21 protein-coding genes are annotated in these 22,198 nt (G+C 62.6%); 14 read left to right on the top strand and 7 right to left on the bottom strand.

Annotated features, from left to right (window positions below; all coding sequences use genetic code 11):
• Positions 1 to 2: 2 nt before the first annotated feature.
• From HT585_RS24580 to HT585_RS24560, 5 genes are all read right to left on the bottom strand, one after another.
• Entirely contained in the window at positions 3 to 1,067 is a 1,065-nt protein-coding gene (locus HT585_RS24580; protein ID WP_077505167.1) for an ABC transporter permease, read from the bottom strand.
• Positions 1,064 to 2,617, bottom strand: a complete 1,554-nt coding sequence (locus HT585_RS24575) for a sugar ABC transporter ATP-binding protein (RefSeq protein WP_176355397.1) — start codon at positions 2,615 to 2,617, stop codon at positions 1,064 to 1,066. Before HT585_RS24575 ends, HT585_RS24580 begins: the two co-directional genes overlap by 4 nt.
• Positions 2,614 to 3,258 (bottom strand): DUF2291 family protein, encoded by a 645-nt coding sequence (locus HT585_RS24570; RefSeq protein WP_176355396.1) that lies wholly within the window; start codon positions 3,256 to 3,258, stop codon positions 2,614 to 2,616. The genes HT585_RS24575 and HT585_RS24570 overlap by 4 nt, the downstream gene beginning before the upstream one ends.
• Before the next feature lie 76 nt (positions 3,259 to 3,334).
• Positions 3,335 to 4,276: a D-ribose ABC transporter substrate-binding protein gene (locus tag HT585_RS24565; RefSeq protein WP_115421451.1), complete on the bottom strand. Its 942-nt coding sequence runs from the start codon at positions 4,274 to 4,276 to the stop codon at positions 3,335 to 3,337.
• A 69-nt stretch (positions 4,277 to 4,345) separates the two neighbouring features.
• Complete coding sequence (locus HT585_RS24560) at positions 4,346 to 5,173, bottom strand: phosphogluconate dehydrogenase C-terminal domain-containing protein (RefSeq protein ID WP_176355395.1); 828 nt, start codon at positions 5,171 to 5,173, stop codon at positions 4,346 to 4,348.
• A 242-nt stretch (positions 5,174 to 5,415) separates the two neighbouring features.
• On the opposite strand from HT585_RS24560, the gene ytfQ reads away from it, so the two are divergent.
• The 6 genes from ytfQ to HT585_RS32135 all read left to right on the top strand — a co-directional run bounded on the left by ytfQ (position 5,416) and on the right by HT585_RS32135 (position 12,302).
• Positions 5,416 to 6,378 (top strand): galactofuranose ABC transporter, galactofuranose-binding protein YtfQ, encoded by a 963-nt coding sequence (ytfQ, locus tag HT585_RS24555; protein ID WP_176355394.1) that lies wholly within the window; start codon positions 5,416 to 5,418, stop codon positions 6,376 to 6,378.
• 244 nt (positions 6,379 to 6,622) lie between these two features.
• Entirely contained in the window at positions 6,623 to 8,143 is a 1,521-nt protein-coding gene (ytfR, locus tag HT585_RS24550) for a galactofuranose ABC transporter, ATP-binding protein YtfR (protein ID WP_176355393.1), read from the top strand.
• Positions 8,140 to 9,165, top strand: coding sequence for an ABC transporter permease (locus HT585_RS24545; RefSeq protein WP_176355392.1), 1,026 nt, complete (start codon positions 8,140 to 8,142; stop codon positions 9,163 to 9,165). The genes ytfR and HT585_RS24545 overlap by 4 nt, the downstream gene beginning before the upstream one ends.
• Positions 9,162 to 10,130 (top strand): galactofuranose ABC transporter, permease protein YjfF, encoded by a 969-nt coding sequence (gene yjfF / locus HT585_RS24540; RefSeq protein ID WP_176355391.1) that lies wholly within the window; start codon positions 9,162 to 9,164, stop codon positions 10,128 to 10,130. Before HT585_RS24545 ends, yjfF begins: the two co-directional genes overlap by 4 nt.
• Before the next feature lie 21 nt (positions 10,131 to 10,151).
• Positions 10,152 to 10,898: a FadR/GntR family transcriptional regulator gene (locus tag HT585_RS24535; RefSeq protein WP_176355390.1), complete on the top strand. Its 747-nt coding sequence runs from the start codon at positions 10,152 to 10,154 to the stop codon at positions 10,896 to 10,898.
• A 147-nt stretch (positions 10,899 to 11,045) separates the two neighbouring features.
• On the top strand, positions 11,046 to 12,302 hold the full coding sequence (locus tag HT585_RS32135) for a diguanylate cyclase (protein WP_176355389.1): 1,257 nt from the start codon (positions 11,046 to 11,048) through the stop codon (positions 12,300 to 12,302).
• A 164-nt stretch (positions 12,303 to 12,466) separates the two neighbouring features.
• Here the strand turns inward: HT585_RS32135 and HT585_RS24525 are convergent, their stop codons facing one another.
• Positions 12,467 to 13,264, bottom strand: coding sequence for an NAD-dependent epimerase/dehydratase family protein (locus HT585_RS24525; RefSeq protein WP_176355388.1), 798 nt, complete (start codon positions 13,262 to 13,264; stop codon positions 12,467 to 12,469).
• Between the two features lie 192 nt (positions 13,265 to 13,456).
• Between HT585_RS24525 and HT585_RS24520 the strand changes: the two genes are divergently transcribed.
• The 8 genes from HT585_RS24520 to HT585_RS24485 all read left to right on the top strand — a co-directional run bounded on the left by HT585_RS24520 (position 13,457) and on the right by HT585_RS24485 (position 21,208).
• Complete coding sequence (locus HT585_RS24520; RefSeq protein WP_176355387.1) at positions 13,457 to 14,209, top strand: FadR/GntR family transcriptional regulator; 753 nt, start codon at positions 13,457 to 13,459, stop codon at positions 14,207 to 14,209.
• 69 nt (positions 14,210 to 14,278) lie between these two features.
• Positions 14,279 to 15,184, top strand: coding sequence for a 5-dehydro-4-deoxyglucarate dehydratase (gene kdgD, locus HT585_RS24515; RefSeq protein ID WP_176355386.1), 906 nt, complete (start codon positions 14,279 to 14,281; stop codon positions 15,182 to 15,184).
• 1 nt (position 15,185) lies between these two features.
• Positions 15,186 to 16,322, top strand: coding sequence for a mandelate racemase/muconate lactonizing enzyme family protein (locus HT585_RS24510; protein ID WP_176355385.1), 1,137 nt, complete (start codon positions 15,186 to 15,188; stop codon positions 16,320 to 16,322).
• Position 16,323: 1 nt separating this feature from the next.
• Positions 16,324 to 17,205, top strand: coding sequence for an amidohydrolase family protein (locus HT585_RS24505; RefSeq protein ID WP_425513783.1), 882 nt, complete (start codon positions 16,324 to 16,326; stop codon positions 17,203 to 17,205).
• Positions 17,206 to 17,265: 60 nt separating this feature from the next.
• On the top strand, positions 17,266 to 18,240 hold the full coding sequence (locus HT585_RS24500; RefSeq protein WP_176355383.1) for a TRAP transporter substrate-binding protein: 975 nt from the start codon (positions 17,266 to 17,268) through the stop codon (positions 18,238 to 18,240).
• A gap of 80 nt (positions 18,241 to 18,320) precedes the next feature.
• Positions 18,321 to 18,842: a TRAP transporter small permease gene (locus tag HT585_RS24495; RefSeq protein WP_176355382.1), complete on the top strand. Its 522-nt coding sequence runs from the start codon at positions 18,321 to 18,323 to the stop codon at positions 18,840 to 18,842.
• Positions 18,842 to 20,122: a TRAP transporter large permease subunit gene (locus HT585_RS24490; RefSeq protein WP_176355381.1), complete on the top strand. Its 1,281-nt coding sequence runs from the start codon at positions 18,842 to 18,844 to the stop codon at positions 20,120 to 20,122. The genes HT585_RS24495 and HT585_RS24490 overlap by 1 nt, the downstream gene beginning before the upstream one ends.
• Positions 20,123 to 20,251: 129 nt before the next feature.
• Positions 20,252 to 21,208: a DUF817 domain-containing protein gene (locus HT585_RS24485; RefSeq protein WP_343214075.1), complete on the top strand. Its 957-nt coding sequence runs from the start codon at positions 20,252 to 20,254 to the stop codon at positions 21,206 to 21,208.
• A gap of 40 nt (positions 21,209 to 21,248) precedes the next feature.
• Here HT585_RS24485 and HT585_RS24480 read toward each other — a convergent pair whose 3' ends face one another.
• Positions 21,249 to 22,142, bottom strand: coding sequence for a LysR family transcriptional regulator (locus tag HT585_RS24480; protein WP_176355379.1), 894 nt, complete (start codon positions 22,140 to 22,142; stop codon positions 21,249 to 21,251).
• Positions 22,143 to 22,198 lie beyond the last annotated feature (56 nt).

Here is a 22,198-nt window from a genome sequence, read left to right as displayed (position 1 = left end):
CTTCAGCCCTTCTTGGCAAGCTGCATCAAGGTCACCTGCTGCTGCAGGCGGCGCTGGGCCTGGTCGACGACCACCGCGACGATGATCACGATGCCCTTGATCACCATCTGCCAGAAGGACGAAATCCCCATCATCACAAGCCCGTCCGACAGAATGCCGATGACGAATGCGCCGATGATCGTGCCACCGATGGTGCCGCGCCCGCCGGACATCGACGTGCCGCCGAGAACAGCCGCCGCGATCGCGTTCAGTTCGAACGAATTGCCGGTCGCGGGGTGCGACGCCATCAGCTCCGATGAGATCACCAGGCCGACGATCGCCGCGCAGAAGCCCGAGAACATGTAGACGAACATCTTCACCCGGTCGACCCGGATGCCCGACATGCGTGCGGCGCGCTCGTTGCCGCCAACGGCAAAGATGTGGCGACCGATCGGGGTGTATTTGGCGACATAGGCGGCTGCCAGCGCCACGACGATCAGGATCCAGATCGAGACCGGCAGCCCGAGCACACGCCCAGATCCGAGAAAGGCAAAGCCTGTCGTCGCAAGCTCCGGCTTGCCGACGAGGTTGGGGAATGTCTGGCCGTCGGACGACAGCAGCGCGAACCCGCGCGCGACATAGAGCGTGCCGAGGGTGGCGATGAACGGCGCCACGTTGAGCTTGGTGATCAACAGACCGTTGATCGCGCCGATTGCGACGCCAACGGCAAGGGTGATCAGGCACACCTCGACAATGTTGAAGTAAACGGTAAAGCCGAACTGCAGGTCGATGCCGTTGAGGATGAGACCACCGGCGACCATGCCGCAAAGCCCGACGATCGACCCGACCGACAGGTCAATGCCGCCAGTGATGATGACGAAGGTCATGCCCATGGCCAGGAACGCGTTCAGCGCCACGTGCTTGGACATCAGGATGATGTTGGCCGTCGACAGGAAGTTCGGCGCGAAGATCGAGAAGAACGCGATCACCGCAAACAAGGCGATGAAGGTTCTGAGCTTCATCAGGGTCAACAGGACCGATCCGCTGGAAACGTCCGTCGCGTCGGGGGTCGTGGTTGCCGTCGTCATTGGGCGAGTTCCCTTGTCGTTTTGTGTCCTTCGGCCGAAGCCTTGACAATCATTTCTTCGGTCGCGTCCTTGCGGTCGATCACGGCGACCAGGCGGCCATTGCTCATGACCGCTATGCGGTCGGACAGCGCCATCACCTCTTCGAGGTCCGAGGTGGAAAAGAGAATAGCGAGCCCCTCACCCGCCAGGCGCCGCATCGTGCGAAACACGTCTGCCTTTGCTCCGACGTCGATGCCGCGGCTCGGCTCGTCCATCAGCAGAACCTTCGGCTCCGTCATCAGCGCCTTGCCGATCACCACCTTCTGCTGGTTGCCGCCCGACATTGATGTCACTTCGAAGTCGGGGTTCGGGGCCTTGATGGCGAGATCGCGGATCGCCGACTGGATGGCGGACTGCTCGCGTTCGCCGGCGATGTGAAAGCCGAAGCGGACGAAGCGATCGAGGCTTGCAAGCGTCAGGTTGCTGGCGATCGAAAGCGCCTGTACCAGACCTTCGCGCTGCCGGTCCTCCGGGATCAGCGCCATGCCCTCGCGGATCCGGCGCGACGTGTCGCGATCCGCCACCTCGACGCCGCCGACACGAATGCTGCCGGTGGCGTGGGCATGCTGCCCCATCACGCATTCGAAGAATTCGCTGCGCCCTGCCCCCATCAGTCCGTAGATGCCGAGCACTTCGCCTGCCCGCACCGAGATCGAGACGTGGTCGACGGCAAGACCGCCTGTCTTCCGCGGCAAGCAGATATCCTCTGCACGGAACATTTCCTCGCCGAGGCGATGATCGACGGACTTGGCAAAATCCTTGGCGTCGGACCCGATCATCGAGCGGACAATCCACTTGGTATCGATATCGCGCACCATGGCGTGCCCGGTGATCTGGCCGTCGCGCAGGACGGTAATGTAGTCGCCGATGCGCATCAGCTCTTCAAGGCGGTGGGAGATATAGACGATGGCCACCCCTTGCGCCTTCAGCTCGCCGATGACCTTGAAAAGCACATCGACTTCGGCCGCCGACAACGCCGATGTCGGTTCGTCGAGAATGAGGATGCGGGTGTCGAGCGAGATCGCCTTGGCGATCTCGACCAGTTGCTGCTGGCCGATCGGAAGGTCCTCCACCAGAGTCTCGGCGTTGATGCCGGCGTCCAGCTTGTCGAGGAAATGATTGGCCTTTTCGACCTGTGCGCGATGATCGATGCCGCGAACGCCGCGCATGATCTCGCGCGTGGCAAAGATGTTCTCAGCCACCGACAGGTTGCCGAAGAGGTTGAGCTCCTGAAAGACCATGCCGATGCCGTGACGCTGGGCGTCGGCCGGCGAATGAAATTCGACCTCCTCGCCGTCGATGAGGATTCGTCCGAGCGACGGTTTCTCCACCCCGGCAATGATCCGCATCAGCGTCGACTTGCCGGCGCCGTTCTCGCCGACAAGCACGTTCACGGCTCCGCGCCGGAGCGCCAGATTGGCATGACGGACCGCGACAATGCCGGAATAGACCTTGGTCACATCCTCCAGGCGCAGCACGCAGGTGTCGTCTTCTACGGGGAACATCGTCATTCGCTCACCGTCAATTGAACAGGTACGAACAGCGGCAGCTGTCCCTTGGCAGGCAGCGGAAAGGCACCCAGCGCCTCGACCTTCTTGCCGACGAGCCCGTCGCGCGAGAGTTTTTCCAGAATGAGGCCGTTGACATGAGTGTTGAACGACTTGCCGTATTGCGCCCACTCGATCTGGTTCTTGAATTCGTTGAAATTGACGAAGTCGAGGCTGTCGCGGATCGCCGTGCCGCGGATCGCCGGCCCGATCTGCACGCGGGCATCGGCCTTGCCGTCACCGTCCGCGTCGACATCCACATAGGCCGATCGCGATTTCGTTTCGGCGGTGACGATGGTCCCGGTCAGGCGTGCTGCAAAAGTCCAGGGCGCGCTGCCCTGTTTTTCCTTGTGACCGTATTTCGCGCCGGCCGCATCGGCATTGGCTGACGCAAGCGCCGCTACCTCCTGCAAGCCACCGGCCTTCTTGTCGAGATAGGGCACCATTTTCGTGTCCCATATTTCGGCGACCGAACGATCGGGATTGAAGCCGCCGGACGCGGCCTCGGCAGCCTCCTGCGCCGTGGGCGTCTTGATGATCTTGCAACCCGACAGAGCGATTGCACAGACAAGTGCAAGCGCAGCCGCGGCCTTCAACTTCGGCATCGAGAACTACTCCGTGACAGGACAATGGCGCGCGACGACCGTATCCGCCGTCGCGCGCCTGGAGGATCGTTGTGGATCAGTCGGCGAGAGCGAAGGTCTCGAGCTGGCCGGCGTTCTCGCTGTTGATCAGCACGCAATCCATCAGCTGCTTTTCTTCCGCCGGGCCTTTGCCTGTCTTGATGTAGTCGTGGGCCTGCTGGACGGCCATCTGCGCCTGGGCATAGGCTGGCTGCAGGACGGTCGCCTTGATGCCGCCCGACTTGATCGAGTCGCGAACGTCATTGGAGCCGTCGAAGCCGACGACGATGACATCCTTGCGCCCCGCCGCCTGAAGAGCGGCGATCGCGCCCATGGCCATGGTGTCGTTGCCGGAGATCACGCCCTTGATATCGGGATTGGCCTGCAGGATCGTTTCCATCTTGCTGTAGCCCTCGGTCTGGCTCCAGTTCGCCGACTGCTGCGCGACCATCTTCATCTCGGGATATTCGTCGATGACGTCGTGATAACCCTTGGAGCGAATGCCGGCGTTGAGATCGGCCTCGCGGCCAAGCAGTTCGACATAGTTGCCGCTCTCGCCCATCAAGCGAACGAACTCTTCGGCACCGAGCTGGGCGCCCTGGTAGTTGTTGGAGACGATCTGCGAGACGGCAACACCCGTGGCGTTGATTTCGCGGTCGATGAGGAAGGAGGGCACGCCCGCATCCTTCGCCTTCTGAACCGCTGCGATCGAGGCCTCGGATCCGGCATTGTCGAGGATGATCGCCTTGGCGCCACGGCCGATGGCGGTGTCGATCAGCTGCGACTGCTTGTTGGCGTCGTCGTCATGGACGAGCACGAGGGTCTCGTAGCCCAGTTCCTTGGCCTTGGCCTCGGCACCGACGGCTTCCGCCTTGAAGAACGGGTTGTCATGCGACGGCGTGATGATCGCGATCAAGTCAGCGGCATAGGCCGGAATGGCCGAGCCGGCCGCCAGGAATGCCGCGAAGGCGGCGATGGTCATTCTGCGTGTCAGTTTCATCAGTTTTCTCCTCCCAGGTTGAATGGTGACCGAAGCCGCCTCACCGGCTCCGATATCTCGTGCGCACCATCAGGTGATGCGGCGAATGCTGTCGGTGATTTCCTGTGGCTCGAAGACGCGCTTCCAGTCGTCGCGCATCAGCATCGGCTTGCCGAACTCGATCGCCTTGTTGCAGGCGTCGGAAAAGACACCTTCGACCTCGTCGAAGATCACGGCGCCGAGCACGTTCATGTGGCCGAGCAGAAAATCCCGCGCCGCTTCACGCGGCACGCCGCGGGCGATGCACTCGTCCATCGCCTCGCGCATGACGACCAGCAGCGACGCGCATACGGTTTCCGACAGGCCCGGCTCCAGCAAGGCCATCTGCTCGACGGTGACGCGGTGCGAGCGCATCACCGGCGCCCAGATGAGCTTGGCGATCTCTTCGCCCTTGGCATAGTCGGCCTCGGGGCCCTGCATCAGGGCGGAAACGATATGCTGCTTGGCGGCGATGCCGCCGAAATGATCCCGGCGTGCGGCAAGCTCGGTCTCGTCGTTGAAGATCGGCGGATGGCAGGGATGCGTGACGAAATAGGTCAGATCGTCGCGCTCGGGCAGGTGGCCGGCGAAGGGCGCTGCCGCGTCGAGGACGACAACCATCGTGCCCGGCGCCAACTGATCGACAATGCCGGCCGCAACCTTGCCGATTGCGGTATCGGGTACGGCGAGAATGACGACATCAGCGCCATCGAGCGCCTGTTCGGCACTCACCGTGCTGAGGCCGAGTTCCTTTGCCAGACGCGCGCGGCCAAGCTCGCTGACCTCGACATGGCGCACGTCGAAGCGCGAGCCCTTGAGGTTCTTGGCCAGCCGGCAGCCCATCTTGCCGCCGGCGCCGAACAAAGCAATCGAGGTCATGTCGTCTCTCCCAAACAGATCGTGTGGCGGCAGTCATACGCGCAACTGGTATAATGAGTCAATAAGCATATCATCATAACAATTGACTTAACGCAGATGATCCGCGCCCGGGCCACAGCCAAGCCGTTGCACGCTCCGATGCGCCTGGTTGGAGCTTGTCCTCAAACGTGAGTTTACAAAAGTACTATTATATGATTTTTTGGAATCGCTGCTGGGAGAGCAGCTTTCTTTGGGAGGAAATCATGAAATTCGCCAAAGCACTCGCGAGTGCAACGATCCTTGCTGCCTGCACGTTCGGCAGCGCATCTGCCGCAGATCTCGTCGTCGGCTTCTCGCAGATCGGCTCTGAGTCCGGCTGGCGCGCGGCGGAGACCACGCTGACGAAGCAGCAGGCTCAAGAGCGCGGCATCGACCTGAAGTTCGCCGATGCACAACAGAAACAGGAAAATCAGATCAAGGCGCTGCGCTCCTTCATCGCGCAAGGCGTCAATGCCATCCTGCTTGCCCCTGTTGTCGCTACCGGCTGGGACGAAGTGCTTCAGGAAGCCAAGGATGCGGAAATCCCGGTCATCCTGCTCGACCGGACCGTCGACGCTTCCGACGACCTCTATATGACCGCCGTCACCTCGGACCTCGTGCATGAAGGCAACGTCGCCGGCAAGTGGCTCGCCGACACCGTTGCCGGCAAGCCGTGCAACATCGTCGAGCTCCAGGGCACCACGGGTTCTTCGCCGGCGATCGACCGCAAGAAGGGCTTCGAACAGGCTTTGTCCGGCCACGACAACCTGAAGATCGTGCGCAGCCAGACCGGCGACTTCACCCGCACCAAGGGCAAGGAAGTCATGGAAAGCTTCTTGAAGGCCGAGGACGGCGGCAAGAATATCTGTGCACTTTACGCCCATAACGACGACATGGCCGTTGGCGCCATCCAGGCGATCAAGGAAGCCGGCCTGAAGCCGGGCACCGACATCCTCGTCGTTTCGATCGATGCTGTCCCGGATATCTTCCAGGCGATGGCGGCGGGCGAAGCCAACGCCACAGTCGAGCTGACGCCGAATATGGCAGGCCCCGCCTTCGACGCGCTTGCCGCGTTCCAGAAGGACGGCACCATGCCGCCGAAGTGGATCCAGACGGAATCGAAGCTCTACACCCAGGCCGACGATCCGATGAAGATCTACGAAGCGAAGAAGGGTCTCGGCTACTGATCCCAGGCGCGACCGGCGTCGACGCGCACCGTCGGCGCCTGTTGTCACAAGCCAGACGGTCGGCACCGCGCAGTTGAAGGACGGAACGGGTTCGCCCGCCTCGTTGTCGCCGCGGGCTCGACGTCCGGTCGGCGATGCTTCGCTCGAGTACGAGGATCGATGCGACGCATTGCCGATTTCTTGGCACGCTGAAGCAATGTGGTGCGCCCGATAGGGCGCTCCGCGTTCCAGTCAGAGAGGGATCATGCAGACCATTGCCAACAACCTGCTTTCAGCGAACCGGATCGACAAGGTCTTTCCCGGCGCAAAGGCACTGGACAAGGTCGACTTTCATTTACGCCGTGGCGAGGTTCATGCGCTTCTCGGCGAGAACGGCGCCGGCAAGTCGACGCTGGTCAAATGTCTCACAGGCGCCTATCGGCGCGATGGTGGGACGATCTTGCTCGATGGGGTCGAGGTCGATCCGCGCGATACATTCAATGCGCAGAAGCTCGGCATCGGAACCGTCTATCAGGAGGTCAACCTGCTGCCCAACTTGACGGTCGCGGAAAACCTCTTTCTCGGCCGGCAACCGCGCCGACTGGGATTCGTCGATGTCGGCGCCATGAACCGCCAGGCGCGCGCGCTGCTTGAAAACTACGAGCTCGATCTCGACGTCACCCGTGCGCTCGACAGCTATTCGGTCGCCATTCAGCAGGTCGTAGCGATCGCTCGTGCCGTCGATCTCTCGGGCAAGGTGCTGATCCTCGACGAGCCGACGGCAAGTCTCGACGCCCACGAAGTCGAGATGCTGTTTCGCATCATCCGCCGACTGAAGGCCCGCGGCCTCGGCATCGTCTTCATCACCCATTTCCTCGAGCAGGTCTACGAAATCGCCGATCGCATCACCGTGCTGCGCAACGGCCAGTTGGTCGGTACCCGCGACACCGCCACACTCGAGCGGCGCGACCTGATCTCGATGATGATCGGCCGCGAGCTTGCAGCCGAGATCCGCGCAGCGCGCGAAGAGCCAGATGTCACCGGACCGGTGCGCTACCGCTTCAAGGATTACGGCCGCAAGGGCCACATCTCCCCCTTCGACCTCGAGGTGAAGGCCGGTGAGGTCGTCGGCATTGCCGGGCTTCTCGGCTCCGGCCGAACGGAGACGGCTGAAATCCTTTTCGGCGCACATCGCGCCGACAGCGGCACGGCCGAGGTGGACGGCAAACCCGTCCAGCTATCGTCGCCGCGCCGGGCGATCGCGCACCGGTTCGGCTTCTGCCCCGAAGATCGCAAGACCGCGGGCATCGTCGGCGACCTCTCGGTGCGCGAAAACATCGTGCTGGCGTTGCAGGCGCGGCGCGGATGGACCCGACCGATCTCCCGCACCGAACAGAACCGCCTTGCCGACCATTACATCCGCGCGCTCGACATCCGCACGGCCGATCGTGAAAAGCCGATCCGGCTCCTATCCGGCGGCAACCAGCAAAAGGCCATTCTCGCCCGCTGGCTGGCGACCGAGCCGGAATTCCTGATCCTCGACGAGCCGACGCGCGGCATCGATGTCGGCGCTCATGCCGAGATCGTCCGGCTGATCGAGGGCTTGCGCGAGAAAGGCATGTCGCTGCTGGTCATCTCGTCGGAGATCGAGGAGCTCGTCGCCTATTCGACGCGCATCCTCGTGCTTCGCGACCGCCAGCACGTCGCCGCGCTCGAAGGCAACAGGATCACCGCGGACCAGATCATCGAAGCCATCGCATCGGCGAATGAACGGGGAGCGGCATGACAGCAATACTCAAGGGCTATGCGCTTAGGCTTCTGCCGCAGATCATAGCGCTGGCGGCCATCCTGCTGATGGTCTCGTTCGTGTTCCCAGGCTTCTTCCGCCTCGAAATTCAGAACGGCCGCCTCTATGGCAGCCTCATCGACATCCTCAACCGCGGCGCACCGGTCGTGCTTCTCGCGATCGGCATGACTGTCGTCATCGCCACCAAAGGCATCGATCTTTCCGTCGGCGCCGTCATGGCCATCTGCGGGGCCGTGGCAGCCTCGTCGATCACGTCGGGCCATTCGCTGGCGATGACGCTCGTGATCACCCTTGGCACCGGCATCCTCTGCGGCCTTTGGAACGGCGTCCTTGTCGCCCTCCTCGATATCCAGCCGATCATCGCGACGCTTGTGCTGATGGTCGCCGGCCGCGGCATCGCCCAACTCGTCACTGAGGGCGCCATCCTCACCTTCAACGATCCGGGACTGATCTTCCTTGGCAGCGGCTCCTTCGCGTGGCTGCCCTTGCCGGTGATAATCTGGCTGGTCTTCGGCATCCTGGTGGCGCTGATCGTACGCAAGACGGCACTTGGCATGCTGATCGAGGCGATCGGCATCAACCGCCAGGCAAGCACGCTCTCCGGCGTGCTGACCCCGGTGCTGCTGATCGCCGCCTATATGCTGTCAGGCCTTTGTGCCGCGATTGCCGGCACCATCGCGGCCGCCGACATCAAGGGCGCCGACGCCAACAATGCCGGGCTCTGGCTCGAACTCGACGCCATCCTGGCCGTGGTCATCGGCGGCACCTCGCTTCTCGGCGGTCGCTTCAGCATCGCGGCTTCCGTGCTCGGCGCCATCATCATCCAGTCGATCAACACCGGCATCCTACTTTCCGGCTTCCCGCCGGAATTCAACCTGATCATCAAGGCGGCGATCATCGTCTTCATTCTCGTCTTGCAGTCGCCGCCGGTTCGCAATGCCTTCACCTTTGTAGCGCTCCTGCGCACCAGCAGAAAACCGACGGAGCGGCAAGCGCGATGAAACCGAAATACCTGCCGCTGACCGCAACCATCGTCATTTTCGTGCTGAGCTACGCACTTTGCGCGGCGCAGTACCCCAACATCCTGTCGACGCGGGTGATCGGCAACCTCCTGACCGATAACGCCTTTCTCGGCATCGCCGCCGTCGGCATGACCTTCGTCATCCTGTCCGGCGGCATCGACCTGTCGATCGGCTCCGTCATCGCCTTCACCGGGGTGTTTCTGGCGGTCGTGCTGGACAATACCGCCATCCATCCGCTCGCGGCTTTCGCCATGGTGCTTTTGATCACGACGCTTTTCGGCGCTGTGATGGGTGCCATCATTCACTACCTGGAGATGCCCGCCTTCATCGTCACGCTCGCGGGCATGTTTCTGGCGCGCGGCATGGCCTTCGTGCTGTCGATCGACAGCATCGCCATCAAGCACCCGTTCTATGGCACGATGAAAGGGCTCTATTACAAGCTCCCCGGCGGCGGCAGGATCACGCTCATCGGCGGGTTGATGCTGCTGGTCTTCGCCATCGGCATACTGATTGCCCATCGCACCCGCTTCGGCACCGACGTCTACGCGCTCGGTGGCGGCACTACCACCGCCAAGCTGATGGGCGTCCCGGTCGGGCGCACCACCATCCTGATCTACGCGCTGTCGGGCCTGCTCGCGGGCCTATCCGGCATAGTCTTCTCGCTTTACACGTCGGCCGGATACTCGCTTGCGGCGGTTGGCGTCGAACTCGACGCAATCACGGCGGTGGTCATTGGCGGAACACTTCTGACCGGCGGCTCCGGTTTCGTCGCCGGCACCTTCATCGGCATTCTCATCCAGGGCCTGATCCAGACCTACATCACCTTTGACGGCTCCCTCTCCAGCTGGTGGACGAAGATCCTGATCGGCCTCCTGCTGTTCGTCTTCATCCTGATGCAGAAAGGCATCGTCTACGTGTCGCGCAGCGAACGGCGACATGCCTAGGAAAGGGTTTGATTGCACCTCATGTCGCCAGGACGCTTCGCGAGACAACCGGTAAAACGCTCGAGTCACGGCCACGTCGTCGATGAACTTGGACGCGCAGTGATCGGCGGCGAGTTCGCGGCCGGCGATATCCTGCCGGGGGATGTCGAGTTGGCGGCGCGCTTCAAGGTGTCGCGCACGGTGCTGCGCGAGGCGATGAAGACGCTTGCGGCCAAGGGCCTTGTGTTCCCGCGCGCGCGCATCGGAACGCGGGTGATGCCGCGGGCGCATTGGAACCTGTTCGACAGTGACGTGCTCTCCTGGCATTTCAGCGTCGGCGTCGACGAAGACTTCCTGAAACATCTGAGCGAAATCAGGCTGGCGCTCGAACCTTATGCGGCAGCGCTTGCAGCCGAGCGTGCCTCCGACGCCGACATTGCCCAGATGATGCGGCTCGCCGTTGCCATGGGCAACAACGACCACAGTGCCGAGACACTCGCCCATGCCGACCTCGAGTTCCACCTGCATCTTCTCGAGGCGTCGCTCAACCCGTTCATGCGGACGGTCGGCAACTTGATCGAGGCGGCACTGATCGGCGTCTTCAAACTCACCAACCCGAATGCAGACCGCAGCGAAATCGACCGCGTCGCCGTGACCCACATCCGAATTGTCGAAGAAATCCGCCGCGGTGATGCCGAGGGCGCCCGACAGGCGATGGAAGACGTCATCCGGGCCGGCCAGCAGCGACTGATGTCAGACCTCACGGTGCAAGGGCGCAGGCCGTCGTAACAGGGCAAGCATCGCCTGCGACGGGTGTCACACCCTGACGAAAACGCTGCGTTTGGTAGCCGTACCCCCAGCTAATCCTCGCAACCGCCGTTTGCAAAACTTTTAAGATTCCGGCGCATAACGTGGCGCAGAATCCAGGAGTTGACGGTGGAAGCACTACATACCCCGACGATCATGATCAGCTCTTTCGCCACCCTGGTGGTCTTTGCTGTCTTCTTCGCGCTCGCTTCGCGTCAGGAGCGCAACAGCCTTGAACTGCGGCTTTGGTCCTGTGCGTTTCTGGTCGGGGCTATCGGGTTTACCCTGCTGGCTCTTAGAGGCCCCGACTATTCCTTCGTTGCGGTTTCGCTGGGCAACGCTCTGGCCGTTCTCGGGCTGGCGCTAATCTGGCTCGGCTTGCGGGCCTTCGACGACCAGCCACTGAAGATCGCGTCCGCACTGGCCGGGCCCATGCTATGGCTCCTGATCACCAGTTTCTCCGACTATGTCCAGAGCAACGTCACCAGCCGGATCGTGCTGTTTTCCGCGCTGATCTTCGTCTATTCGGCCATGATCGCGGTCGAGATCTTCCGTTCCGACAATTTCCGGAAGCTTCCAAGTTCCTACATCGTTGCCTTTCTCTTTGCGACGCATGGGTTGTTTTATCTCGTGCGCATCCCGCTGATCTTCGTATGGCCGCTTTTCGGCAACACGGCGTCCGGCGCCGAGCAGCCGCTGTGGTACCAGCTCCTGACGTTCGAGTTGTTCATTCATAGTCTGGCCGGCGGTTTCTCATTCTTCGCACTGATCAAGGAACGGACGCAGTACAGATACAAGCTGGCGTCGGAAACCGATGCCCTGACCGGCGTGCAGAACCGGCGCGCCTTCATGGCCAAACTCGACACCTATCTCGCGACAAAACCCGCTGAAGGCGCGTTGATGTACATGGACATCGACCACTTCAAGGCAGTCAACGATCGCTATGGCCACGCGGTCGGTGACAAGGTGCTTATCGAATGCGCCGCCGTCATTTCACAAGCCGTAGGCGGCCGGGCCTTCCTCGCGCGCATGGGCGGTGAAGAGTTTTCTGCCTGCTTCCCCGGGGTCGACCGGTCGCAGGCCGCAGCGATCGCCGAGGATATCCGAGTTGCCTTCGAGCATGCACTCGTCAGGGCAGGAAACACCACGATTTCGGCGACCGTCAGCATCGGCATCGCCTTTGTCGGCAACAAGCAGGAAGCGAGCGAGCTTCTGTCTTCCGCCGACCGCGCACTCTATGCCGCAAAGGCTGCCGGGAGAAATTCCGTCTGGGTCATCGGCAAGGACGGCGCTGCGCGGTTTGCATCGGGGCCGGCGGCCCAACCGGCCGAGCCGGCGCCTTCCCCGCGGAAGTCTGAGAGAGGTTCGATGGCGCACTGCGCCTAAATGCGTTGCACCTGCTCGATCGCTGCGCCGATGCGATCGAAGGGCCCGCTTTCTTCGCGCCCCCTTTGGCAGAAGAGTTTCGGCGCAAATCAATCTGCCGGTATTGGCGTACCCTGCAGCGTGCCATGGTCGGGCGATGGCGGCTGGCCGCCTTGCCCAGCCGGCTACTCCTCCGTAAAGATCGGGTCCCGTGTGAACATCCCGCCCTGGTAGACGGCGAGTGGCGACGATGCTTCCGGCCGGCCGGGAGACACTTCGAGTTCGGCACGAAAGCGCTCGGCATTGTCGCGCGGCCGCCAGCCGAGATAGGCGGCATGGCCGTTGTCCCACCAGCGGCTGTCATTGTCCGAGATGCCCCAGACGACCGGGCAGCCCAGCATCGGCGCCCGGAACACGCAGGCGATCAGCGCGGCAAAATCGTCATAGGACATCCACGTCGACAGCATGCGGTGGTTGGTCGGCTTCTCCGTGCAGCTGCCGATCCGAACAAGCGCCGTCTCCTGCCCGAATTTCTCGAAATACATCCGGGCCAGCGCCTCGCCGAAACATTTCGACACGCCATAGAGGCCATCGGGACGCATCGGCGCATCCGCGGCCACGGGCTCGTCCTGCCGGTAGAAGCCGACCGTATGGTTGGAGCTGGCAAAGAGAATGCGCGGCTGGCCATGCGCCCGCGCCGCTTCGTAGAGATTGTAGAGACCGAGCAGGTTCGCATTGAGGATCTTGGAGAACTTGTCTTCGACCGAAATGCCGCCGAGGTGAAGAATGGCGTCGCAGCCCTCGACCAGCCGATCGACGGCCGCCGCATCGCCGAGATCGCAGGAAATGATCTCCTCATGCGGCGCCGCGGTGCCGAGATCGGCAATATCCGACAGCCGCACCACCTCGGCCAGATCGGCCACGCGCGCCCGCATGGCGCGACCCAGTGCTCCCGCGGCCCCAGTGATCAACAATCGCTTCAAGTTCCATCCCTCCGCAACCGGCTCGCCCAGCGGCCGGATATCGATACATTGCATTTGAAGTCAACTCATCATACAGGTTGATGCAATCACGTCAATAAATCGCCCCTGTGATGCCACAGGCCGAATAATCTGGCATACCGGTGGGACAAGGCGAGCTGGTTGGCGGGCCAATGACCACGAGAGGGAGAGCAGATGAGCGTTCAAACGAAGCTGCAGCCGGGCACCGGCACAGGCACGTTGACCTCGAGGCTGGCCGACACGTTGCGGCGGGCGATAGCCGCGGGACAGTTTGCAACCGGTGGCAAGTTGCCGAGCGAAGCGCAGCTTTCCGAGGCCCATGGCGTCAGCCGCACGGTCGTGCGCGAGGCGATTGCGGCCCTTCGCGCTGACAGGCTGGTCGAAGCACGCCAGGGTGCCGGTGTTTTCGTTCTCGACGCCCCGCCGACCACCGGCCCCGCATCGCTTTTCCTGCAGGATGTCGATCCGGTGCGAGTATCGTCGATGATCGAGTTGCTCGAGCTGCGAACGGCCGTCGAGGTGGAGGCTGCCGGACTTGCGGCCCTTCGCCGGTCGCCAGCACAGGAAGAGGTGATCATCGAACGCCACTATGCGGTGCGCGCCTGCCTCAACGCCGGGGTATCGAGCGTCGAGGCCGATTTCGCCCTGCACCTCGCCATAGCCGAAGCCACCAACAACCCGCGCTTCCGCGAGTTCCTGGCGATAATCGGCCGCAACGTGATCCCGCGCGGCGCGTTGCGCAACGACGACAGCGAACAGGACCAATCCGCCTATATCGCCATGCTCGACAACGAGCATGACGACATCGTCATCGCCATATCAAACGGCGACGAGGAGGGTGCGCGCGAGGCGATGCGGCGGCATCTGCGCGGCAGCCAGGCACGCTACCGGACGCTGCTTCGCGAACAGCGAGGACCTGTACGATAACTTATTGACACGATCCCATCATACACGTATGACAACTCTGCCGGAGGAGGCAGGCAGAGGAAATCCAGCATGACGCCGCAAGAGATCAAGGCCGCGCTCGGCGCCGGCCTGTTGTCCTTTCCCGTGACGCATTTTGATGCCGAGCGAAAATTCAACTCCGAAAGCTACCGTCGCCATGTGGAATGGCTGTCGGGCTTCGACGCTCCGGTGTTGTTTGCCGCCGGCGGAACAGGCGAGTTCTTTTCGCTTTCGCCACAGGAAATTCCCGGCATCGTCTCGGCGGCGAAAGAAGCGGCCGGCAAGACCGCGATCGTTTCTGGCTGCGGCTTCGGCACAGAGATCGGTGTCGAACTGGCACGTGCGGTCGAAAAAGCTGGTGCCGACGGCATCCTGCTTCTGCCGCATTACCTGATCGACGCGCCGCAGGAGGGGCTCTTCGTTCATGTACGAGAAATCTGCCGGTCGGTCGGCATCGGCGTCATGGTCTATAACCGCGACAATTCGGTGCTGGCGATCGACACCTTGAAGCGTCTTTGCGACGAATGCCCCAACCTCATCGGCTTCAAGGACGGCACCGGCGATATCGGCCTCATCCGCCAGATCACCGCAACGATGGGCGACCGGCTGACCTATCTCGGCGGCATGCCCACGGCCGAACTGTTCGCCGAAGCCTATCTCGGCGCCGGCTTCACCACCTATTCCTCGGCGGTCTTCAATTTCGTGCCGGGGCTCGCCGTCGAGTTCTATAGCGCGTTGCGTGCCGGCAATCGCGCGCGGTGCGAAGAAATCCTGCGCGATTTCTTCTACCCGTTCATGGCCATCCGCAACCGTCGCAAGGGCTATGCTGTCGCAGCGATCAAGGCCGGCGTCCGGCTGCAGGGTTTCGGTGCGGGCGGCGTCCGGCCGCCGCTCGACGACCTGACGCCGCAGGAAGAAGACATGCTCGCCGCGCTCATTGCGCCGTGGAAACGCTAGGATGAAGATCGCGGCCGTCCGCACGCATCTCCTGGAGCACCGCCTCGCGGTGCCGTTTCAAAGCGCCTCCATGCGCTTCGATCGGCGCGCCCATGTGCTGGTCGAAATCGTCTGTGACGACGGCACCACCGGCTGGGGCGAATGCCTCGGTCCGGCCAGGCCGAACGCCGCGGTGGTCGCGGCCTACACGCCCTGGCTGATCGGGGCCGATCTGCTCGAAACCGAAAAGATCTGGGCGCGGCTCTACAATGCGCTGCGCGACCAGGGCCAGCGCGGCCTCGCGCTCACTGCCCTGTCCGGGATCGACATCGCGCTTTGGGACATCAAGGGCAAACATTTCGGCGTGACGGTCTCCACGCTGCTCGGCGGTCGCTTCCGCGAGACGGTCAGGGCCTATGCCACCGGCAGCTTCAAGCGCGACGGCGTCGACCGCGTCGAGGACAATGCCGCGGAGGTCGCCCGTTATCGCGCCGAGGGCTTTCACGCCAGCAAGATCAAGATCGGTTTTGGCGTGAAGGAAGATCTCGCGGTCGTTCGCACCGTTCGCGAGGCCGTCGGACCAGACATGCGGCTGATGGTCGATGCCAATCACGGCTATGACGTGCTCGAAGCACTAGAATTCGGGCGCAAGGCGGCCGAACTCGACATCGACTGGTTCGAGGAGCCGGTGGTTCCGGAACAGCTCGGCGCCTATCGCGAGGTGCGCGCCGGCCAGCCGATAGCAGTCGCGGGCGGCGAAACCTGGCACAGCCGCTGGGGCATGCGCGAACCCGTCGAAACCCGCGCCGTCGACATTCTCCAGCCCGACCTTGCCGGCGTCGGAGGCTTCACCGAGGCGCGACGCGTCGCCGATATGGCAGCGCTCCACGGTATCCGCATCGTGCCGCACGTCTGGGGCACGGCGGTGCATATTGCGGCAGCCCTTCAGTTCATGGCGTCCATGGTGCCCAATCCGGTGCGCGTCGACCCGATCGAGCCGATCCTGGAATTCGATCGCACCGAGAACCCGTTTCGACAGGCGGTGATCAAAACGCCGATCGAACATGACCAGGGGGTCGTCAAAATCCCCAATGGTCCGGGACTTGGCATCGAGATCGACCGCGATGCGCTTGCCGAGTTCCGGATGAGGGATGACTGAGATGCTGGTCAGAACGCTCTCCGGTCGCCCGCCCAGGATCGCGCTGCCAAGAGGCACGGTCGATACGCAGATGCACATGTATCTGCCTGGCTTTCCCGCCCTTGCCGGCGGTCCAGCACTTCCCGCCGGTGCCCTGCCCGATGCGGATCAATACAGACAATTCATGCGCTGGCTCGGCATCGACAGGGTCATCATCACCCAGGGCAATGCCCATCAGCGCGACAATGCCAATCTGATTGCCTGCCTGAACGCGATGGGGACCATCGCCCGCGGCGTCGCCGCCTTCGGCGCGGAAACATCCGAAAGCGAGCTGGACGCCCTGGCGGCAGCCGGTGTCATCGGCGCACGGATCATGGACCTGCCCGGCGGCGCCGTCGGCCTTAAGGAACTCGAAGCGATCGATGACCGCGCCGCTGCACGCGACTGGATGGTCGCCGTCCAGTTCGATGGCAGCGATATCCTTCAGCACGAGCCAAGACTGAAGAAACTCAAATCGCGCTGGGTTTTCGATCATCACGGCAAGTTCTTTTCCGGTGCCGCAGCCGATGGCGCTGAAGTCGCCGCCGTGAAGCGCCTGATCGACCGCGGCAACTGCTGGTTCAAGTTCGCGGGCGTCTACGAATCTTCAAAGACCGGTGGTCCCGACTACGCCGACGTGGCCGCGCTTTCGCGCGCGATTGCCGAGCATGCGCCCGAGCGCATCGTCTGGGGCAGCAACTGGCCGCACAATCTTGCAAAGACCAGCGCCGACTATCCCGACGACGCCGAACTGACCGACACGGTTCTGGGCTGGCTGCCCGATGCCGAAGCCCGTCACCGCGCGCTCGTCGAAAATCCTGAACGGCTCTTTGGCTTGAAGCCGTTTACGGACGGAGATGCCTGAAGCCACCCGCATTCGTCCGAAGCGAGGAGGCTTCGGCGTTTCAAGAAGGAGGAGGACAAAATGAACATTGCAAAAACGCTTTGCCTGGCCCTGGGCGTTGCCCTTGGCGCCGGAACTCTGCAGGCGCAGGAAATCACCCTGCGCTCGGCCGACATCCATCCGGACGGTTATCCGACCGTCGATGCGGTGAAATACATGGGCGAACTGGTCGCCAAGCGCACCAACGGCCGCATCAAGATCGATGTCACCAACAATGCCGCCCTTGGCAGCGAGAAGGACACGATCGAGCAGACGCGCTTCGGCGTCATCGACATGAATCGCGTCAACGCCGCACCGTTCAACAATCTGGTGCCACAGACCGTCGTGCTCGGGCTTCCCTTCCTGTTCCGTTCGACCGAGCACATGCACAAGACCGTCGACGGGCCGATCGGCGACGAAGTGCTGGCCGCCTTCGAACCGCATGGGCTGATCGGGCTTGCCTTCTACGATTCCGGCGCGCGCTCGTTCTATTCGACCAAGAAGCCGATCGAGAAACTCGCCGATCTCAAGGGCATGAAGGTGCGCGTCCAGCAATCGGATCTCTGGATCGCGATGATGGAAGCCTTCGGCGCCAATGCCACGCCGATGCCGTTCGGTGAAGTCTATTCCTCGCTTGAAACAGGTGTCGTCGATGCGGCTGAAAACAACTGGCCGTCCTACGAATCCTCCAGGCATTTCGAGGTTGCCAAGAACTACACGCTCACCGAACACTCCCTCAACCCCGAGATCCTGGTGATCTCGAAGCTGAGCTGGGACAAGCTTTCGCCTGACGACCAGAAGGTTTTGAAGGAGGCGGCGAAGGAATCGGTGGTGAAGATGCGGGAACTCTGGACGGCCCGGGAAAAGGCCTCGGAGGAAAAGGTTCGCGCAGCCGGCGCCAATGTTGTCACGGTCGACAAGGCCGAGTTCTCCGCGGCGATGAAGCCCGTCTATGATCGCTTCGTTACCGATCCGCAGATGAAGGACCTGCTCGAGCGGATCCGCGCCATCAACTAGCAGTAACCGGCGTGCCTACGGGGTGCCCGGTCTAATCGCCCGGGCCCTCCCCTCGTCTGCAGTCTATGGAGGATAAGGCAATGTGGCGTTTCATACAGGTCGTCAGGCCTGTCCTTGCCCGGCTCAGCCGGCTCTCGCTTTACATCTCGGGTGTGGGCCTCGTCGCCATGACGGTAATCGTCGGATGGCAGGTCTTCGCCCGCTATGTGCTCAACGACACGCCCAGCTGGTCGGAACCGCTGTCGCTGCATCTGATGTCCTGGTTCATCCTGCTCGGCGCCGCCGTCGGTGTGCGCGAGAGCGTGCATCTCGGCCTCGATTTCGTGCGCCATTCGGCGTCACCCGCCGTGCAGCGGCTGATGGATCTCGTCAGCCTTTCGCTGATCGTCCTCTTTGGCCTGGCGATGAGCTTCTATTCGACCCTCCTTGCCGCCGGCACCTGGGCCGCGACCATCCCCGTGCTCGGCTGGCCGGGTGGCGTCGATTTCTTTCCGATGATCGCCGGCGGCCTGCTGATCGCGCTGTTCGCGGCGGAGCGGCTCGCCGATGTCGTGCTCGGCGATGCCCCGGTCGCCGACATCGTCATTCAGGAGGCAGCATAGTGGCCTACAGCATTCTCTTCGGCACCTTCACCATCCTGATGATGATCGGCATGCCGATCGCGTTTTGCCTCGGCATCGCGTCGCTCGCGACCGTCATCTACATGGGCCTGCCGCCGATCGTCGTCTTCCAGCAGATGAATTCCGGCATGAACGTCTTTGCGATGATGGCGATCCCGTTCTTCATCTTTGCCGGCGACCTGATGGTGCGCGGCGGCATTGCCGACCGGCTGATCCGCTTTGCCGCCGGCATCGTCGGCCATCTGCGCGGCGGCCTCGGCCAGGTCAATATCGTCGCCTCGACGCTGTTCGGCGGCATTTCCGGGTCCGCTGTCGCCGACGCATCCGCGGTCGGTGGGCTGATGATCCCGCAGATGGCGGCGCGCGGTTACGACCGCAGCTATGCCGTCAACGTCACGGTCAACGCGGCGATCATCGCGCTGATGATCCCGCCTTCGCACAACATGATCCTCTATTCGATCGCCGCCGGCGGCAATGTTTCCGTCGCCGATCTCTTTACTGCCGGCATTCTGCCCGGCCTGCTTTTGGCCGCAGCGCTGATGGTCACGGCCTATGTGGTCGCGCGCAAGAAGGGATACCCGTCGGAACCGTTCCCAGGCCTGCGCCGTCTCGGCTTCTATCTGCTCGCCTCGCTTCCGGGGCTGCTCCTGATCGGCATCATCTTCGGCGGCGTACGCTCGGGCATTTTTACGGCGACGGAAAGCTCATGCATTGCCGTGTTCTACGCCCTGCTCGTCGCACTGCTTGTCTACCGCGAACTCGACTGGAGCGGCTTCGTCGAGGCGGTGCTGCAGGCTGTTCGCACCACGGCAATGGTGCTTCTGGTGATCGGCACCGCCGCCTCCTTCGGCTGGCTGATGGCGTTCCTGCAGGTCCAGCAAAGCATGGTCGCCGCGATCAGCGCGATCTCCGACAATCCCATCATCGTGCTGTTGCTGATCAACATCATTCTGTTGCTGCTCGGCACCTTCATGGACATGGCGCCGCTGGTCATCATCAGCACGCCGGTGCTGCTGCCGGTCGTCAAGGCGTTTGGCATCGACCCCGTGCATTTCGGCGTCGTGATGATCCTGAACGCCGGCATCGGTCTCAACACGCCGCCAGTCGGCACCGTGCTCTTCGTCGGCTGCGCCGTCGGCGGCATTTCGATCCGCGAGGCGATGAGGACGATCTGGCCGTTCTTCGGTGCCAGCATCGCCGTGTTGATGCTCGTCACCTATATCCCCGCCCTGTCCCTCTGGCTGCCAAGCCTGTTCCGGTAGCGAGCAGCCTGACGCTTCTCACGCCAACGAAATTGTGGATCGGCCCGAGCCTCTAAGCTCGGGCCGATCCACAATTCGACCGCATTGCCCGGCCATCGCACCTGCGGCACCGGCATGGAGGCGAATCGCGTGGCGCAGCGGTCGGACGACAGACGTTTCACATCACTCGAAGCGCGCATCGATGCGGTCGCACGCCGGCTGCTCGACCGGCTTCCAAGCGACGGCTTCCCTGGCGGCCTGACGGAATTTCTGGTCTTCGGCATCAAGCAGGCTTTCGCATGCCTCTTCGGCGCCGCCCTGCTGGCGCTCATGATTGCGACCAAGCTGTTCTGGCCGGCAGAGATCGGCCTTGCCCGCTACGATTTTCTTTTCCTGGCAGCCCTGGGCATTCAGCTTCTGATGCTCGCCTTCAAGCTGGAGACCATCGCCGAGGCCAAGGTTATCCTGATCTTCCACATCGTCGGCACGTTGATGGAGGTCTTCAAGACGTCGGTCGGCTCCTGGATTTATCCGGAACCCAGCTTCTTTCGCATCGGCGGCGTGCCGCTGTTTTCAGGCTTCATGTATGCCGCTGTCGGCTCGTATCTGGCGCGCGTCACCCGCATTCTCGACCTGCACTACACCCACTATCCGCCACGGTGGGCAACGGTGCTCCTGGCTCTCGCCATCTATGCCAACTTCTTCACCCACCATTTCGTCGTCGATCTGCGTTACCTGCTGTTTGCCATCATCGCGGTCCTGTTCTGGCGCACGACCGTTCACTATCGCGTCTTCCGGTTCCGCCATCGCATGCCGCTGCTGGTCGGTTTTCTGCTCATCGCCCTGTTCATCTGGTTTGCCGAGAACATCGGAACGTGGTCCCGCGCCTGGATCTATCCCTCGCAACACGCCGGCTGGACGCTGGTGTCGCTGCAGAAGCTCGGCGCGTGGTATCTGCTGATGATCCTGTCCTTCGTACTGGTCACGCTCGTCCACCGACCACGACAGCTGCAGGCGACGCATCAACTTCAACCGGGCAGTGACCTGCCCATGGCGACCACAGGCCGTGCCGCCATCGTCGGCAAGGCATCGCAGATCAGCGGGTGATATCAGGGAAAAAATCCTTTTGGGGGCGTTTCCATCGTTCTCATTTCAGCACGGATCTGAGCCGCGGGGCGGCGAAGTCGACGAAGGCCCTGAGTTTCATCGGCACATGTCCCTGCGGCAGATAGACCAGCTGAACCGGCAGCGCCGGGTGCTCGAAGGGCTCCAGCACCGGCACGAGCAGACCATCGGCGACCGCGCGCGCCGCCTGATAGGACAGAACGCGTGTGAGGCCGAGCCCGGTAACGGCGGCATCGACCGCGGCCTCGGCCGTGTTGACCGCAAGGCGTGAGCGGATCGGGGCAGCGATTTCGGCCTTTCCGTCGACAAAACTCCAGGTCCGGTTCGACATGAGGCCTTCGAACGTGATGCAATCGTGCTCGGCAAGCTCGCTCGGATGACCCGGCTGACCGTTCCGGCCGATATAGCTTGGGCTCGCGTAGACGACGCGTCGGATCGTGCCGAGCTTCGTTGCGATCATGTTGCTGTCCGGCAGGTTGCCGATCCGGAGTGCGACATCGATGTGATCGTCGACGAGATTGACGAGCCGGTCACCCAAGGACAGGCGCATGTTGACGTCCGGGTTGGCTTTGAGGAAATCGACGACGACAGGCAGCACGTGCAGCCGTCCGAAGACGATCGGTGCCGTCATCGTCAGGTCCCCCTTGATCGTCGTGTATTCCCCGGCCGCCACCCGTTCCGCCTCGTCGACACGCGCGAGGATTTCCCGCGCCGCGTCGACATAGGTTCGCCCGGCCTCCGTCAGCTGGATCCGCCGATTGGTTCGGGTGAGCAATTGCGCGCCGAGGTGGGTTTCCAGTTCCGAAACCTTGCGGCTGACCGTCGCCAGCGGCATGCGCAGCCGCCGCGATGCGGCAGACAGGCTCCCGCCTTCCACGACGCCGAGAAGCACGGTCATTGCGTCCAGTCGATCCATCTAACTTCCAATATCCGAGAGGCCACTTATCATAATGACACTCTACAGCTAAAATC

The organism is Ensifer oleiphilus (assembly GCF_013371465.1).
Taxonomy (GTDB): domain Bacteria; phylum Pseudomonadota; class Alphaproteobacteria; order Rhizobiales; family Rhizobiaceae; genus Ensifer; species Ensifer oleiphilus.
This window is presented reverse-complemented; position numbering and strand designations above follow the sequence as displayed.